At 70.7% G+C, this 15,323-nt stretch carries 13 protein-coding genes; all 13 read right to left on the bottom strand.

What is annotated here, in order from left to right:
- Nucleotides 1-180: 180 nt before the first annotated feature.
- The gene (gene groL, locus H3H34_RS06290) at nt 181-1,821 is read right to left on the bottom strand and encodes a chaperonin GroEL (RefSeq protein ID WP_194744430.1); all 1,641 of its coding nucleotides are present in this window, start codon (nt 1,819-1,821) and stop codon (nt 181-183) included.
- Between the two features lie 92 nt (nt 1,822-1,913).
- Nucleotides 1,914-2,228, bottom strand: coding sequence for a co-chaperone GroES (gene groES, locus H3H34_RS06295; protein WP_194744867.1), 315 nt, complete (start codon nt 2,226-2,228; stop codon nt 1,914-1,916).
- Nucleotides 2,229-2,476: 248 nt separating this feature from the next.
- A complete protein-coding gene (locus tag H3H34_RS06300) occupies nt 2,477-3,868 on the bottom strand; it encodes a hypothetical protein (protein WP_194744431.1) in 1,392 nt (463 codons plus the stop codon).
- Between the two features lie 379 nt (nt 3,869-4,247).
- Complete coding sequence (locus H3H34_RS06305; protein WP_194744432.1) at nt 4,248-5,141, bottom strand: SDR family NAD(P)-dependent oxidoreductase; 894 nt, start codon at nt 5,139-5,141, stop codon at nt 4,248-4,250.
- Nucleotides 5,142-5,205: 64 nt separating this feature from the next.
- Complete coding sequence (gene phoB / locus H3H34_RS06310; RefSeq protein ID WP_194744433.1) at nt 5,206-5,943, bottom strand: phosphate regulon transcriptional regulator PhoB; 738 nt, start codon at nt 5,941-5,943, stop codon at nt 5,206-5,208.
- Between the two features lie 8 nt (nt 5,944-5,951).
- Nucleotides 5,952-6,680, bottom strand: coding sequence for a phosphate signaling complex protein PhoU (phoU, locus tag H3H34_RS06315; RefSeq protein WP_194744434.1), 729 nt, complete (start codon nt 6,678-6,680; stop codon nt 5,952-5,954).
- Nucleotides 6,681-6,858: 178 nt separating this feature from the next.
- The gene (locus H3H34_RS06320) at nt 6,859-8,196 is read right to left on the bottom strand and encodes an ATP-binding protein (protein WP_194744435.1); all 1,338 of its coding nucleotides are present in this window, start codon (nt 8,194-8,196) and stop codon (nt 6,859-6,861) included.
- Between the two features lie 343 nt (nt 8,197-8,539).
- Entirely contained in the window at nt 8,540-9,283 is a 744-nt protein-coding gene (locus H3H34_RS06325; protein WP_235945436.1) for a DUF3108 domain-containing protein, read from the bottom strand.
- Complete coding sequence (locus H3H34_RS06330; protein ID WP_194744436.1) at nt 9,280-10,092, bottom strand: SDR family NAD(P)-dependent oxidoreductase; 813 nt, start codon at nt 10,090-10,092, stop codon at nt 9,280-9,282. Before H3H34_RS06330 ends, H3H34_RS06325 begins: the two co-directional genes overlap by 4 nt.
- Nucleotides 10,092-10,787, bottom strand: a complete 696-nt coding sequence (locus H3H34_RS06335) for an NnrU family protein (protein ID WP_194744437.1) — start codon at nt 10,785-10,787, stop codon at nt 10,092-10,094. The genes H3H34_RS06330 and H3H34_RS06335 overlap by 1 nt, the downstream gene beginning before the upstream one ends.
- A 93-nt stretch (nt 10,788-10,880) precedes the next feature.
- Complete coding sequence (locus tag H3H34_RS06340; protein WP_194751877.1) at nt 10,881-12,191, bottom strand: amidohydrolase family protein; 1,311 nt, start codon at nt 12,189-12,191, stop codon at nt 10,881-10,883.
- A complete protein-coding gene (locus H3H34_RS06345; RefSeq protein ID WP_328831429.1) occupies nt 12,188-13,612 on the bottom strand; it encodes an amidohydrolase in 1,425 nt (474 codons plus the stop codon). Before H3H34_RS06345 ends, H3H34_RS06340 begins: the two co-directional genes overlap by 4 nt.
- Before the next feature lie 39 nt (nt 13,613-13,651).
- Nucleotides 13,652-15,208, bottom strand: a complete 1,557-nt coding sequence (locus H3H34_RS06350) for a peptide MFS transporter (RefSeq protein ID WP_194744439.1) — start codon at nt 15,206-15,208, stop codon at nt 13,652-13,654.
- Between the last annotated feature and the right edge of the window lie 115 nt (nt 15,209-15,323).

Below are 15,323 nucleotides of genomic sequence, written 5' to 3' on the forward strand. Positions count from 1 at the left end.
ACAGAAGAGAAGGGCCGGGAGGTCGCCCTCCCGGCCCCGTCCTCGTGCATGGTCCCGTCGGTCGGGGTCCGGCACGCCTTCCGCCGGCCAAGCCGCCGAAGCGGCCTTCCGGACCCGCCGGCCGGGCCTGCGGCGAGTCCGGCGACGATGCCTCGCGGCATCGCGCCGGCCGCCTTCGGCTCAGAAGTCCATGCCGCCCATGCCGCCCATGCCGCCGCCGGCACCGGCCGCCGGCTTGTCCTCGGGCAGCTCGGCAATCGTCGCCTCGGTCGTGATGAGGAGACCGGCCACGGAGGCCGCGTCCTGGAGCGCGGTCCGCACCACCTTCGTCGGGTCGATGACGCCGGCCTTCACCAGGTCCTCGTAGACCTCGGTCTGGGCGTTGAAGCCGAGGTTGGTGTCATTGGATTCGAGGAGCTTGCCGGCGACCACCGCGCCGTCCCAGCCGGCGTTCGCCGCGATCTGGCGGACCGGCGCCTGGAGCGCCCGGCGGATGATGTCGATCCCGCGGGTCTGGTCCTCGTTGGCGCCCTTCAGGCCCTCGAGCGCGCGGGTGGCATAGAGAAGCGCCGTGCCGCCGCCGGGCACGATGCCTTCCTCGACCGCCGCGCGGGTCGCGTGCAGCGCGTCGTCCACGCGGTCCTTGCGCTCCTTGATCTCGACCTCGGTCGCGCCACCCACCTTGATGACGGCGACACCGCCGGCGAGCTTGGCCAGCCGCTCCTGCAGCTTCTCGCGGTCATAGTCGGAGGTGGTCGTCTCGATCTGCGCCTTGATCTGCTCGACCCGGCCCTTGATGGCCTCGGCCGAGCCGGCACCGTCGACGATGGTGGTGTTGTCCTTGTCGATCACCACCTTCTTCGCCCGGCCGAGCATGGCGAGCGTCACGTTCTCGAGCTTGATGCCGAGGTCCTCGGAGATCATCTCGCCGCCAGTCAGCGTCGCGATGTCCTCGAGCATCGCCTTGCGCCGGTCACCGAAGCCGGGCGCCTTGACGGCGGCCACCTTCAGGCCACCGCGCAGCTTGTTGACGACAAGGGTCGCCAGCGCTTCGCCTTCCACGTCCTCGGCGATGATGAGAAGCGGACGGCCCGACTGGACCACTGCCTCGAGGATCGGGAGCATCGCCTGCAGGTTCGAGAGCTTCTTCTCGTGGATGAGGATGTAGGGCTCCTCGAGCTCCACCTGCATCTTCTCGGCGTTGGTGATGAAGTAGGGCGAGAGGTAGCCGCGGTCGAACTGCATGCCCTCGACCACGTCGAGCTCGAACTCGTGACCCTTGGCCTCCTCGACCGTGATCACGCCTTCCTTGCCCACCTTCTCCATCGCCTCGGCGATCTTCTCGCCCACCTCGCGGTCACCGTTGGCGGAGATGATGCCCACCTGGGCGATCTCGGCGGAGCCCGAGACAGGCTTCGAGCGCGCCTTGAGCTCTTCCACCACCTTGGCGACGGCAAGGTCGATGCCGCGCTTCAGGTCCATCGGGTTCATGCCGGCCGCGACCGACTTCAGGCCCTCGCGCACGATCGCCTGGGCGAGCACGGTCGCCGTCGTCGTGCCGTCACCGGCCACATCGTTGGTCTTGGAGGCCACCTCGCGCACCAGCTGGGCGCCGAGGTTCTGGTACTTGTCCTTGAGCTCGATTTCCTTGGCGACCGTCACCCCGTCCTTGGTGATGCGCGGCGCGCCGAAGCTCTTCTCGATGACGACGTTGCGGCCCTTGGGCCCCAGCGTCACCTTCACCGCATCGGCAAGGATGTCGACCCCTTGCAGGATGCGCTCGCGGGCGTCACGCCCGAACTTCACGTCCTTGGCTGCCATCTTCCGTTCCTCTCAAGTCGCGTTCGCGGCGGTGGGTTCCAGCCCCCGCCGGTTGTCGCCTCACGGCCCGGCGTCGTGCCGGGCACAGCCGCTCAGGCGGCCTTCCGGACCTCCGCGGCCGGCGTGATGATGCCGAGGATGTCGCTTTCCTTCATGATCACAAGGTCTTCGCCGTTGATCTTGACCTCGGTGCCCGACCACTTGCCGAAGAGGATGCGGTCGCCGACCTTGACGTCCATCGGGATCCGCTCGCCGTCCTCGTCGCGGGCGCCGGCGCCGACGGCCAGCACCTCGCCTTCCTGCGGCTTTTCCTTGGCGGTGTCGGGGATGATGATGCCGCCGGCGGTCTTCTCTTCCGCCTCGATGCGGCGCACCAGCACGCGGTCGTGCAGCGGGGTGAATGCCATTGGTGTCCTCCAGGCTTTCGAAGGGGCCGGCGGCGGCGCCACCACGCCCCGGGGATACTGCTGGCACTCACTCCCTGCGAGTGCCAACGCCAATCCAGTTAGGCGCAAGGCCCCCGCGGGTCAAGACGCCGCACGCTCGCGCTTCCGCGAAATTTTGATGACAGCCCGGCAAGCGCCCGCGTGCGCCCGCCGCCCCGCCCAGGCCGGCCGCCCCCGAAGGCCCGCTTCGCCTGCCAGGCGAGCAGCCATCACTCCTTCTTGATGAGCTTCCCCACCCACAGCACCAGCAGGATGCCGGCCAGCCAGCCATAGAGCGTCAGAAACCATGTCCAGGCCATCAGCGCCCGCCCGCCGGTCAGCCATTCGCCCCGCTCGTCCTGGAGCCGCAGCTTCCATTCCGGCGGGCGCCGGAGGTTGCTGATCGGCATCATCACCTCGAGCGCGTGGGCCGGCGCCAAGAAGGTGTCGTAGGCGGGCACCTCCGGCCCGCAGCCATCGCCTGCCGGGCAGGGCAGTTGCGTGGCCGCCGCGGTCGGCTGGATGAGATAGGCAGGCGCGCTCCACCACTGGCGCGACGGGTTGGCCTTAAGCCAGAAGACGGCGGTGCTCAGCGCATGGACCAGCAACGTCGCAGCCACGAGCGGCCCGGGCCGGTAGCCATAGCCGATGGACTTCCCGTAGAACCCGTGCAGCGCCCGCCTGAGACTCCACCGCCCGCCGTGCCGCCCGGCCGCCCGCTCAAGGGCCTCCTTCTCGATGAGCACGGCGCGCGCGGCATCGGCGTGGCCCATCTCCCGCAACACCTTCGCGCAATGCTCCCACGGCTGCGGCCGGAACGCCTCGCCCAGATGCGTCGGCACCTGCCGCTTCAGCCAGGCGATCCGCATGGCGGCATCGGTGCTCGCCTCGCCGGCAAAGCGGTCGTACTGGAACCCGTCGAGGATCAGGCCGCCGTCCGCCGTCTCCCAGCTCGCGGCGTTATCGACAAGGTTCGCGACCTTGAGCGCCGTCAGGTCGAGCTGGCCTTGAACCCTCGCGACGTCGCGCCAGACGAGCGCGCCGCGAACTTGGGCGGCCTGGCAGAGGAACGCCCTGCCCTTCGGGTTCTCGAATCGCCCGCCGCTGCACTCGAGACTGCAATCGATGCTGGCCCCGATCAGCCGCACTTCCCCGCGGGCGTGAAACCCCTTGTCCAGAAACACGCTGCCCCCGATCCTGGCCCCGTCGGCGCCGAGCACGACGCCGCCGGGGCTTTCAAACCGCCCGCCGCGGCACGTCAGACTGCCACCGATGCTCGCCCCCAGCAGCCGCACTTCCCCGCGGGCGTGAAACCCGTCGTTCAGGAACACGCCACCCCTGATCTCGGCCCCGTTGGCGCGGAGGTCCCCTGCCAGCCTCGACCCGCGCAACGACAGGAGGGGCAGCCGAGCCCACCCAAGATCGACCAGGCCAAGGCGGCACGCTTGAAGCTGAAGCGGCGCCGTCAGGTCGCAGTTCCGGAGTTCGAGGTCACCGTCGATCCACGCGCCGACAAGCTGAATTCCCCGCTCGTGCACCGGGTGGCCGTCGTCTCCCCCAAGCGCGAGGAACCGGACCAGCCCGGCGCGGATGCGGGTGCCCGCCGTCATCGCGCCCGGCACGGCTTCGCCTAGCTCCGTTGGCTCCCCTCGGCGGCAATTCTCGACCAGCCGCTGCTCGACTTCGGAAACCGGCAGAAAATCCTAAAGAGAGCGCCCGAACGCCCGCACCCTTGGCTCCCCGTTCCCCTCGGCCACGAATGGACCCTATCGCCTGCCCGCTGCCCGGGACATCCCCGTCATGCAGGGTGCGCGGCCGGCCTCGGGCACCTGCCCCTCAAGTGCACCTGCCCGCCAGATCAGGGAAGGTTCGCTCGCGACAGGAGGTCGCGTGGGTGCGCGGGCATCCTGCAGGGGGCCGCAGCGTCAACCGCAATGCCGGCAGGTGCCCGCGAGGCCCGCGTGCCGGCTGCCTTGCCAGACGGCGGGCCGGGCGCGCGCCTCAGCCGCCCGCCGCGAGCGCGACCTGCGCCTGCGCTGCGCCCGTCTCGGGCACCAGCTCGCCGGTGCGGTCGCGGATCTCGGCAATCCGTGCGGCCACCGTCTCCGGTGTCATGTCCTCGGGCGCCACGTGGATGCCCTTGGTCAGCGTGACATGGGCGGCCTCGAAGCCGCCACCGCCCGCGTTCAGCACCACCGCCGTCGGCGCCTCCTCGCTTACCAGGTAGAGGGCGGCCGGCGAGACCGTCTCCGGCCCCATCCGCTCCAGAAGGGCCGGCGGCAGCAGGTCTTCCGTCATCCGCGTTGCCGCGAGCGGAGCGATGGTGTTCACCTTCACGTTGTACTTCATGCCCTCGAGCGCGAGGGTCTTCATGAGCCCGACGAGGCCCATCTTGGCCGCCCCGTAGTTCGACTGGCCGAAATTGCCATAGAGGCCGGTCGAGGAGGTGGTCATGAGGATGCGGCCATAGGCCTGCTCGCGCATCCTGTCCCACACGGCCTTGGTGCAGATGACCGAGCCCATGAGATGCACCTCGAGCACGGCGCGGAAGTCCTCGAGCGTCATCTTCGAGAAGGTCCGGTCACGGAGGATCCCGGCGTTGTTGATGAGGATGTCCACGCGGCCCCAGGCCGCGACCGCCCGCTCGACCATGTCGGCAACCCCGGCCTCGTCGGTGACCGAGGTGCCATGCGCCATCGCCTCGCCGCCGGCGGCGCGGATCTCCTCCACCACCGCCTCCGCCATGGCGGCGGAGCCGCCGGTCCCGTCGCGCGCGCCCCCGAGGTCGTTCACCACCACACGGGCGCCCCGTGCGGCGAGATCGAGCGCGTAGCGCCGGCCGAGGCCGCCGCCGGCGCCAGTCACGATGGCGACGCGATTGTCGAAACGGATCATGTCTCACCCCTTCTCTTGTGGTCGGGGCGGGCCATAGGGGCCGCGCGCCGGGGAAGGAAGGGTGTCAGCGCGTCGTGCCGCCGACCGGTGCGCCGGTGCCGGCCGCCACCGTCACGCCATCGGCATCAAGCGCGTATCCGGCCGAGCGGACGGTGCGGATGAGGTCGGGCAGGTCTTCGCCGTTGATCGCCTTCCTCAGGCGGCGGATGTGGACGTCGACCGTCCGCTGCTCGACGTAGACGTCGCGGCCCCACACGGCGTCGAGCAGCTGCTCGCGGCTGAACACCCGGCCGGGGTGCTCGAGGAAATGGCGAAGCAGCCGGAACTCGGTGGGGCCGAGCTGCACGGGAACGCCGTCGCGGGTCACCTTGTGGGCGGTCGTGTCCATCACGAGGCCGCCATATTCGAGCTGCCCGCCCGAGAGCGCCGGCCGCAGCCGCCGGAGCAGCGCCCGCACCCGGGCCACCAGCTCGCGCGGGCTGAAGGGCTTCGTGACATAGTCGTCAGCGCCGGTCTCGAGGCCTCGCACCCGGTCCCCCTCCTCGGCGCGGGCCGTCAGCATGATGATGGGAACGCCCGCCGTCTCGGGTTCGCGCCGCAGGCGGCGGCACACCTCGATGCCAGAGAGGTTCGAGATCATCCAGTCGAGAATGATGACGTCGGGCCGCTCGTCCTCGGCGAGCGCCAACGCCTCCTCGCCGTCATGCGTTGCAATCACCTCGAAGCCCTCCTTCTCGAGGTTGTAGCGGACGAGCTCGACGAGGTTGCTGTCATCCTCGACCAGAAGGATCCTGGCGCGCATCGGTCACCTCAGGGGTTGTCGGTTCGGGGCTGGATGAAGAGGGGGGTCTGGTCGGCCTTCGGGCGCTCCACGAGATGCTGGCCCGTTACCTGGAAGTGCACCATCTCGGCGATGTTGGTCGCGTGGTCGCCGATCCGCTCGATGTTCTTGGCGATGAACAGCAGGTGGGCAGACGGCGTGATGTGGTGCGGGTTCTCCATCATGTAGGTGAGGAGCGAGCGGAACAGCGAATTGTAGAGATCGTCGACCGAGGTGTCGCGCATCATCACGTCGAGCGCGAGGCGGGCATCGCGCTCGACATAGGCGTCGAGCGCGTCCTTCAGCATCGAGGAGGCGAGCCGGCCCATCTCGGGAATGATGGCGACCGGCTGCACCGGCGCTGCCGCCGCCATGGAGGAGGCGCGCTTGCCGATGTTCTTGGCATAGTCGCCGATCCGCTCGATGATGGCGGAGATCTTGAGCGCCGCCACGAGCTCCCGCAGGCCCTCGGCCCCGGGTGCAGTGCCGGCAATGATCGCCACCGCCTTCGCCTCGGCTTCCGCCTCCATCCGGTCAAGCTCGGCATCGGCCTCGGCCACGTGGAGGCCGAGGTCGCCGTCGCGGCGGACCAGCGCATCGATCGCGGTTGCGATCTGCGCCTCGGCAAGCCCGCCCATCTCGGAGACAAGGGTGCGGAGCTCGTCGATCTCCTCGTCGAAGCGTCCCGAGGGGCGGGGCGCGTCGGGCCCGGTTGCCATCAGCCGCGCCACCCGGCGCCGGGTCGGCCCCGTGCCCGTAGCGCCCGCCCGCGCGCCAGCCGCAGCCCGACGCCGCGCGGCCAGCCGCGAACGGCCCGCTCCTCCACCCGCCCGGCGTTGCGCCTTGCACCCATCGCTTTGCACCTCCCCGCCCTAGGAAAGCCCTGTTTGGCCCCCATTACACTTTCGTTTCCGTTTTATGACGCGCCTCGCCGCCCCGGTCCGGCGTCGCCGCGCCCCCCTCCTCGCCGCCCTCGGCCACCCGCTCATCGATCCGCTTCGGCACCACGGGCAGCGTGAACGAGACGGTGGTGCCCTCGCCCTGGCGGCTCGAGATCTCGAGCCTGCCGCGGTGCCGCTCGACGATGTGCTTGACGATGGCAAGCCCGAGACCGGTGCCCCCCATGGAGCGCGACCGGCCGGTGTCGACGCGATAGAAGCGCTCGGTCAGCCGCGGCAGGTGCTCGGGCGCGATGCCGTCGCCCACGTCCTCGACGCTCACGCGGACCATCTCCTCCATCCGCGCGCTGGCTGCCACCGGGGCCGCGGAGAGCCGGATGGGCGTGCCCGAATGGCCGTACTTCAGGGCGTTCGAGACGAGGTTGTGCAGAACCTGGAGGATCTGGTCGCGGTCTCCCACCACCTGCGGCAGGCCCTCCGCCACGTCGATGAGAAGGCGCCGCCCGTCCGCCTCGAGCCGCATCGCGAGCGTCTTCCCCACGTCGGCGAGAAGCGGCGCCAGATCGAGCGGGGCCTGCGGGCGGACATATTTGTCAAGCTCGATCCGCGAGAGCGACAGGAGATCGTCGATGAGCCGGCTCATCCGGGCCGATTCCTTCGCCATGATCTCGAGGAAGCGCCGGCGCGCCGGCTCGTCCTCGGCCGCCGGCCCGAGCAGCGTCTCGATGAAGCCGGAGATGTTGGCGAGCGGCGTCCTCAGCTCATGGCTGGCGTTGGCCACGAAGTCCGCCCGCATCCGTTCGGCGAGCCGGGCCTGGGTGATGTCGGTGAAGGTGACGAGATAGCGCTCCTCCCCGAGCGCGACCACGCGCACGCGGAAGGCGCCGTCGGCGTGGCCGAGCGCCCCCACCTCCCGGGTGGCTGGGCTCTCGCCGCCCATCGCCTGCCGCAAGGCGTCAAGCACCGCCGGGTGGCGCACCGACTGGCGCACGTCACTGCCTGCCACCCGGGGGCCGAACAGCGTGCGGGCCTGCTCGTTCGCCGCCGCCGCCCGCCACGAGCCCGAGACCACGATCGCCGGTTCGGCCAGCGCCGCAATCGAGACGAGGTCGGAAGAGACCGGACGCGCGCCGGATTCCGCTTTGGCCGTCACCTCTCCCTCGTCGCGCATCGGGGTGCGGGACGCAACGTGATAGCGACGCAGTGTGACAGCGGGAAGAAGGCCGAGGCCCGACAGCGCGCCGATGGCGGCAACCGTGGCACCATCGGACCCGGCACGCCAGGCAAGCCACGCGGCAAGCCCTGCCCCCGCAAGCGGCGCGGCCAGCATCCACATGGCCCGAGCCTAGAAAAGCGGGCCTGAGCCTGTCCACCCTTGCCGTGGCAGTCCGGCCGGACGCACGCGGATGCCGAAGGCGACCGAGGCGGTCGGCAACCGCCTGCCCCACCCCGTCCTCCTGTTCCTGCTGCTCTCCCTCGCCCTCGTCGCGGCCAACATCATCGCCGTCTTCGCCCGGTCCAACCCCGGAACCCTCTGGGCCCACCACGGCGGCGACTCGCCCCGAGGTCGGGCCGCGTCAGCATCCCCCTCCTCATGGGCGCGGCGGTGCTTCCCGCCTTCCAACTGCTTGGCATCCCCATCAGTCCCGGCGTTGCACCCTTCCGTGCCAGGGCGCCGCTCAGTCCCGGCTGAGCGTCTCCAGTTCGTACCAGGTCGCCATGTCGCCGCCGACGCCACCCTTCACGAACAGCCGGTCGGCGTCTGCCGTCACCCACATGTCGTAGGGCGGGTGCGGCTTGCCACCCATGCCGGGCCCCTCGTCGTCGACGAACCGGAAATGGTGGCAGCGGAAGCGCCCGGCCGGGCACTCGGCCTCGGCATCGCCCACATATTCAAGGCCGATCCGCACTTCGGCGACCATCGGCGGGGTCGCGCCGCGATGGTCGGGGGAGGGAAGGAGCGCGCGGATGCGCCGCCGGTGCGGGCCGCGGCCCACGTCCATGCATTTCGTGAGATAGGCGTCGCCGGCAATGGGGTGGGTGCCGAAGCCGTCCAGCCCCTCGCCGATGGGGAGCTGCTGCTCCAGCCGGCCGATCGAGGGGCCGTGGCTGCGGCACGAGACCGTGCCCGCCGCCCAGTCGAAGGCAACGAGACCCGAGCCCATGAAGGCCCCGCCGACATCCAGCCGCACCAGGCAGTCGAACGGCCGGCCCTTCTCGTCGAGCGAATAGACGATGTGCCTGAGCACCGCGGGCTCCGGCTCGGCGATCTCGCAGCGCGCCTGGAGCGTCACCCGCCCGTCCCGATGGTGGGTGAAGGCGAAATCCTCCCGGCCGCGCCACTGGCCCTCGTGGCCCGGCTTGTTGCTGGTGTAGCGGATCCGGCCCGAGATCGTCCGGTGCGGCATCGCCCAGCCGCTCATGCCGCGGCCTTTCCGAACTTCGCGACGACCGCCGCGCCGAGCTTCTCCATCAGGTCGAACAGGCCCTCAGGGTCCCGCCGCTTCATGTCGAGAAGCGCCATCTCCATGCCTCCCTCCGCCCCCACCGGGATCTCCCGCTGCCCTTTCGCAAGCCCGTCGAGGATGGTGGCGGCAGCCTCGTCGGGCGTGATCCCCTGGTCCACCTCGTCGGCCCCCTCGCCCCGCGGCGTGCCGTCGGCGGTCAGCGCCCGCGTCGCAATCGGGGTTGCCACATAGCCCGGCACGATGGTCGAGACCTTCACGCCGCGGTGCGCCACTTCGGTCCGGAGCGCGTCGAAGAAGCCCATGAGCGCGTGCTTCGCCGCACAGTAGCCCGTGCGCTGCGGCGAGCCGACCTTGCCGGCGACGCTCGCCACCGCCGCGATGTGCCCGTGGCCCCGCGCGAGCATCTGCGGCAGCACCAGTTTCGTCAGCGCGATGGGCGCGAAGAAATCCACTTCCATGATCGTGCGGTAGACCTGGAAGTCGGTGTCCTCGGCGAGGCTGCGCTGCGAGATGCCGGCGTTGTTGACGAGGAGGTCGACTCGGCCCGCGCGTTCGACGATGTCGGGAAGGGCGTTGATGTCGGTGGCCTCGAAGGGCAGGAGCTCGGCATTGCCGCCGGCGGCCTCGGCCACGGCCTCGAGCGCGGGGACCTTCCGGCCCGAGAGGATGAGCTCGGCCCCGGCCCGGCCGAAGGCCCTAGCAAGCGCCGCCCCGATGCCGGAGGAGGCCCCCGTCACCCACACGCGCTGACCGGCGAACGCCATCAGACGAACTGCCAGATGCCAACCACCGGCGCCTGCATCAGGCTCGGGTGGAGGAAGGTCATGACGAGCCAGAAGAGGATGCCGCCCACCAGCGGCACCACGCCCGGCCACAGCGCAGAGGCGGGCTGCTTCCCCGCCACGATCGCCGCGAACGGCACGAAGCTCGTGCGCGCGGCATACATCTTCCAGTCGGCGCCAAGCTGGCGCGCCTTCTTGCCATCCTGGAAGGCAGCACCCACGAGCGCGAGCGTCCCGATGCCGGCGGCGAGCACCAGGGTTGGCGCGTCGCCCGCGAGCCAGCCATGGACCAGCGCCCAGAGGCCGAAGGCCCACATCATGGGGTGCCGGGTCCAGCGCAGAACCCCCGTCGGCCCTTCGTTCCCGGGCCGCTGCGGCACGCCGGCGAGCGCCCGGTTGGCTGGCGTCAGCGCGCCGACGAACAGGATCGAGGCGAGGAGCATCACGAGGTTGGCGGCATGGTAGGCGCCCACACCCGCAGTCCAGAGCGGCGCATCCTCGGGCAGGCCCTTGTAGACCTGGACTGCGCCGATGAGGAGGGCGAGCGAGAGCAGCGAGTAGCCGATCCGGAAGCCGGTCTCGCCGAGCCTCAGCACCAGCGAATCGCGCAGCGGCGGAGTCGCAAGCCCGATGTGGGTCACGACGAACGCTGCCATCAGCAGGATGAAAAGCCCCATCGCCAGCCTCCCCGCCCCTTCTGCCAGCCCTGCCGCCTGCGCGAAAGCCCCCCGGTACCGGCTGGTGTGCGCACCCCGCCCAGCCGGCGCGCCTCAGCGCATCCAGGCCTTCGGCAGCCCCGTCTCCGGCTGGCCGGGCCGATAGCGCCGGGCGAGCTTCGTCTGCCGGCTCTCCATCGGCTGGGCGACCCCGGCGATGAACACGGCCTCGGGCGCCGAGGAAAGCTCGAGCGGGTCGCCCGACCAGATGACGACATCGGCCCGGGCGCCCGGCGCAAGCCGGCCCATGTCAGCGAGGCCGAAGATCTCCGCCGGCGCCCGGCTGATGGCAGCGAAGGCCTGGTCCCAGGAGAGGCCCACCCCGCCCGGGAGCCGCCCCTGCGCCACCAGGTTCCCGGCATATTGCGGCAGGAGCCGGGGCTGGAAGCTCGCATCGAGGTCGGGCGTGCCGAGCGCGACCGTGACTCCGGCCACCACCATCCGCCCCACGTTCGACATGGTGGCCCCGATCGTCTCGAACCGGCCGGGCAGATTGTCCATGCCGAGGGTGATGACGGGCACGCGGGCGCGCGCCAGCTCGTCGGCCACCATCCAGCCCTCGGCCGCCTCGACGAGCACGAGCCGGACGCCGGGATACCGGTTGCGGAGAGTCAGCACCTGGCGGATGTCGGATGCCCGGTTGACGCGCACGAGAAGCGGCTGCGCGCCGGTCAGCACCGGGACCAGTGCCTCGGCATCGTCGCGGGTGACACGGAGATCGCGGTGCTGGTCCCGCATCGGCGAGACCAGCCCGTTCCTCAGGCGCTGCGCCTCGTCGAGCGCGTTCAGGATCTCGGCCCAGGCCGCAGGCCTGGAGCCGCCTGCGATCCGGCTGCCGAGCTCGCCATAGGCGACATGCTGGAAGGCGCGCGGGCGAATGGGGCGCCCGTCGCCGAGGCTGATGATGGCGCCTTGCCCTGCGAAGATCGTGCGGCCCGGGAAGGGCGCCGTGACGGCGGCCGTCACCCCCTCGATCCGGGTGATGGCGATCGCCGTCTCTTCCGGGTCGAGCCCCGCCTCGAGCGCGAGCGCGGCCGAGACGGGCGCGGTGCGCGCCACCGTCTCGTTCGCCTCGTCGACCGCATGCACCTCGACCGCGCCCAGCTGCGAGATGCCGGCGATGATGCCGGGCGTCACCCACTTGCCCGCAGCATCGATGACACGATAGCCTGTCGGCGCGGCCGCGCCCGCCGGCAGCACCGCCTCCACCCGGCCGCCCGAGAGGAGCACCGTGCCGCCCTCGACCGGCGCACCCGTGTTCGTCACGACGCGGCCGCCGGCGAGTGCCAGCCGCTCCTGCGCTGCCGCGGGCGCGGGGAGCAGGACGAGGAGCGCGGCCAGAAGACCGAGGGCGCGCCGCCTCACTTCACATCCCCCTCGCCCGGGTGCCCCAGCTCGAAGTCGGAGACCGGCCGCCGCCGCGGGTCGAGCGCGTCGTAGAGGAGCGCGCCATCGACCCACACCTTCTCGGGCCGGGAGTAGACCGAGAGCGGGTCCCCGTTCCACAAGACCACGTCGGCCTGCTTGCCGGGCTCGAGGCTTCCCACCTTGTCGGCGATCCCCAGCGCCTTCGCCGCGTTGATGCCGATCCAGGTCCAGGCCTCCTCGTCGCGGATCTCAAGGCCCATCCGCCGCCCGTCGGCGAGCGCCTTCGCCGTCTCCTGGTTCAGCCGCTGGATGCCATGCGCATCGTCGGAATGGGTGATGGCACACCCCCCGGCCGCGTGGACGAAGGGCAGGTTCTCGCGGATGCCGTCGTAGCTTTCCATCTTGAAGCCCCACCAGTCGGCCCAGAGCGCCGCGCAGATGCCCTCCGCGGCGAGCAGCGGGGCAATCTTGTAGGCCTCGACCGCGTGGTGGAAGGCGGCAACCCGGTAGCCGAACTCCTTCGTCATGCCGATCACCATCGCCATCTCGTCGGCCCGGTAGCAGTGGTTCTGGACGAGGATCTTCCCCTCCAGAACGTCGGCCAGAGTCTCAAGCTGGAGGTCGCGGCGGAACTGCGGCGAGGGCCGCGCCCGGTCGGCGCGGTATTTCTCGGCATTGGCCCAGGTCTGGCGCATGAGGGCCACATTCCCCATCCGTGAGCCCGGCATCTGCGAGCGGCTGCCATAGACCCGCTTCGGATTCTCGCCGCAGGCCATCTTCAAGGACCAGGGCGCGCCCGGCATCAGCATGTCGAGCGCGGTGACGCCGGGCACGTTCTTCAAGGTGACCCCCCGCCCGCCGAACAGGTTGGCCGATCCGGGCAGCACGTGGAGAACGGTCACTCCGCCGGCAAGGGCTCGGGCAAAGCCCGGGTCCTGCGGCCAGACCGCGTGCAGCGCCCAGACCTCCGAGCGCACCGGCCCGGTCACCTCGTTGCCATCGGAATGGGCCTGGACTCCGGGCGAGGGATAGTTGCCGAGGTGCGAGTGGACGTCGATGATGCCCGGCGTCACCCACTTGCCGCGCCCGTCGATGACGGTTGCCCCCTCGGTCGGCACCTGCGGCCCCACTGCCGTCACCCGGCCGTTCTCGAAGCGGATCGCGCCGCCATCGACGCGGCCGCCCCTGCCGTCGTAGATGGTGACGTTGGCGATGACGGTCGGCACGCCGGGGAAGGGCCGGTAGGTCGAGGCGAAGGCGGCGTCCGCCGGCACCCCCTTCGACACGGGGGCGGCTGCAGGCGCCGCAGGCCGGGCTGCCGCGCGCCCTTGCCGCTCGCCGGTCGTTGCGCAGGCGCAGAGGAGCGCGCCTGCAAGCACCACCGTGCCGAACGTCTTGAACCTTCCCCTTGTCGCCACGCGCTCTCCTCTCTCCCCCGACGCGGCTGCGTCCCCGCCTCAGGCCCCGCGCGCCTCGAGCCCCGGGGCCCCGGACACCGGCGCCGTCTCGGGCGATTCCTCGTCCCTGAGCGTGTCGAGGTGCATCCAGCGCTTCACGAACGGCGCCACCACCAGGACCGCCACGCCGACCCCGATGGTGATCCAGCCGATCTGGTCATAGACGGCAAGCGCGCCGGCCCGCGTCATCTCGCCTTCCTCGCCGCCGGTCGCCCGGCCGATCAGCCCGGCGACGAAGTTGCCGCCGGCAGAGGCGTAGAACCATGCGCCCATGACGAGGCTCGCCATGTGCCGGGGTGCCAGCCGGTTCATGGCGGAAAGCCCCACGGGCGAGAGGCAGAGCTCGCCCGTCGTCTGGAAGAGGTAGAGGAGGAAGATGAAGATGACAGGCACCAGCGCTTCGGGGCCCGCCGCCTTCGCGCCCCAGACGAGAAGCACGAACGAGAAGCCCACCTGGAGGAGCGCAAGGCCGAACTTGGCCGGCGTCGACGGCTCGAGCCCGCGCCGGCCAAGGAAGGTCCAGAGGCCGGCGAACAGCGGCCCGAGCAGGATGATGTAGATGGGGTTGATCGACTGGAAGAGGGTGGCGGGCACGCCCTGCCGGTCCACGTAGCGGTCGGTAAACAGGTTGATCGAGCCGCCGGCCTGCTCGAAGAGGCCCCAGAAGACCGGCTGGAGCGCGATCAGGAACAGGATGGCATAGAGCCGCTCGCGCGCCTCGCGGTCGAGCCGCGAGGCCTCGAACAGCACGTAGCCGAGGAGAAGGGTGCCCCCGGCCAGGAGCAGCTGGCCGTAGAAGCCCTGGTACTGGATGAGGAGCCAGATTCCGGCCACGGCCCCCAGCGAGGCGAGGTAGATGACCCATTCGAAGCGCAGCCCGCCCACGCGCCGCGCGAGCGCTGCCGGGTTCGCGCTCTCGCCCTTGCCCTCGAGGAGCGGCCGGCCGGCCACGAAGACGAGGAGGCCGAGGAGCATCCCCACCCCGGCGGCGCCGAAGCCCCAGGCCCAGCCGTAGGTCTCGCCAAGCCAGCCGGCGACGATGGTGCCGAGCGCCGCGCCCACGTTGATGCCGATGTAGAAGATCGTGTAGGCGCCGTCGCGGCGCACATCGGTCCGCGGGTAGAGCTGGCCGACGATGACCGAGATGTTGGCCTTCAGGAACCCCGAGCCGACGATGATGAAGGCCAGCGCCGCCCAGAAGATGGCGATGGCCGGGTCCCCCTGCCCCCCGTCGCCCTCGAAAGCCATGAGGAAGTGGCCCATGGTGAGCAGCACGGCGCCGTAGAGCACGGCCTTGCGCTGGCCGAGGTAGCGGTCCGCAAGCCAGCCGCCGAGCACCGGGGTGATATAGACGAGGCTGGTGTAGGCGCCGTAGACCAGCGCCGCCTCGCCGTCCGAGAAGAGCCAGTGCTTGGTGAGGTAGAAGATGAGGAGCGCGCGCATCCCGTAGTAGGAGAAGCGCTCCCACATCTCCGCGAAGAACAGGACGAAGAGCCCGCGGGGGTGGCCGAGAAGGGTGCGCTGGCCGGCTTCGGCCACGGCGGCGGGCGGTGCCATGCCAGCCACTCTTGCGCGGCGGGGCCGGTCCCGGCAAGCCCTCCCAAATCTCCGATTGCATGGCCGTGGCGCGGCGGCCACAAGGGCGGCACCTCCGGGCACGAGAAGGAGCCTC

It is taken from the genome of Thermaurantiacus tibetensis, assembly GCF_015354055.1.
GTDB classification, from domain to species: domain Bacteria; phylum Pseudomonadota; class Alphaproteobacteria; order Sphingomonadales; family Sphingomonadaceae; genus Thermaurantiacus; species Thermaurantiacus tibetensis.

What these genes read in the sequence shown, in the direction of transcription:
- phoU (WP_194744434.1), bottom strand. Translation starts at nt 6,680, where the DNA reads ATGGCAACCGGGCCCGACGCGCCCCGCCCCTCGGGACGCTTCGACGAG.
- groL (WP_194744430.1), bottom strand. Translation starts at nt 1,821, where the DNA reads ATGGCAGCCAAGGACGTGAAGTTCGGGCGTGACGCCCGCGAGCGCATC.
- groES (WP_194744867.1), bottom strand. Translation starts at nt 2,228, where the DNA reads ATGGCATTCACCCCGCTGCACGACCGCGTGCTGGTGCGCCGCATCGAG.
- H3H34_RS06320 (WP_194744435.1), bottom strand. Translation starts at nt 8,196, where the DNA reads ATGTGGATGCTGGCCGCGCCGCTTGCGGGGGCAGGGCTTGCCGCGTGG.
- H3H34_RS06335 (WP_194744437.1), bottom strand. Translation starts at nt 10,787, where the DNA reads ATGGGGCTTTTCATCCTGCTGATGGCAGCGTTCGTCGTGACCCACATC.
- H3H34_RS06305 (WP_194744432.1), bottom strand. Translation starts at nt 5,141, where the DNA reads ATGATCCGTTTCGACAATCGCGTCGCCATCGTGACTGGCGCCGGCGGC.
- H3H34_RS06350 (WP_194744439.1), bottom strand. Translation starts at nt 15,208, where the DNA reads ATGGCACCGCCCGCCGCCGTGGCCGAAGCCGGCCAGCGCACCCTTCTC.
- H3H34_RS06325 (WP_235945436.1), bottom strand. Translation starts at nt 9,283, where the DNA reads ATGAGCGGCTGGGCGATGCCGCACCGGACGATCTCGGGCCGGATCCGC.
- H3H34_RS06330 (WP_194744436.1), bottom strand. Translation starts at nt 10,092, where the DNA reads ATGGCGTTCGCCGGTCAGCGCGTGTGGGTGACGGGGGCCTCCTCCGGC.
- phoB (WP_194744433.1), bottom strand. Translation starts at nt 5,943, where the DNA reads ATGCGCGCCAGGATCCTTCTGGTCGAGGATGACAGCAACCTCGTCGAG.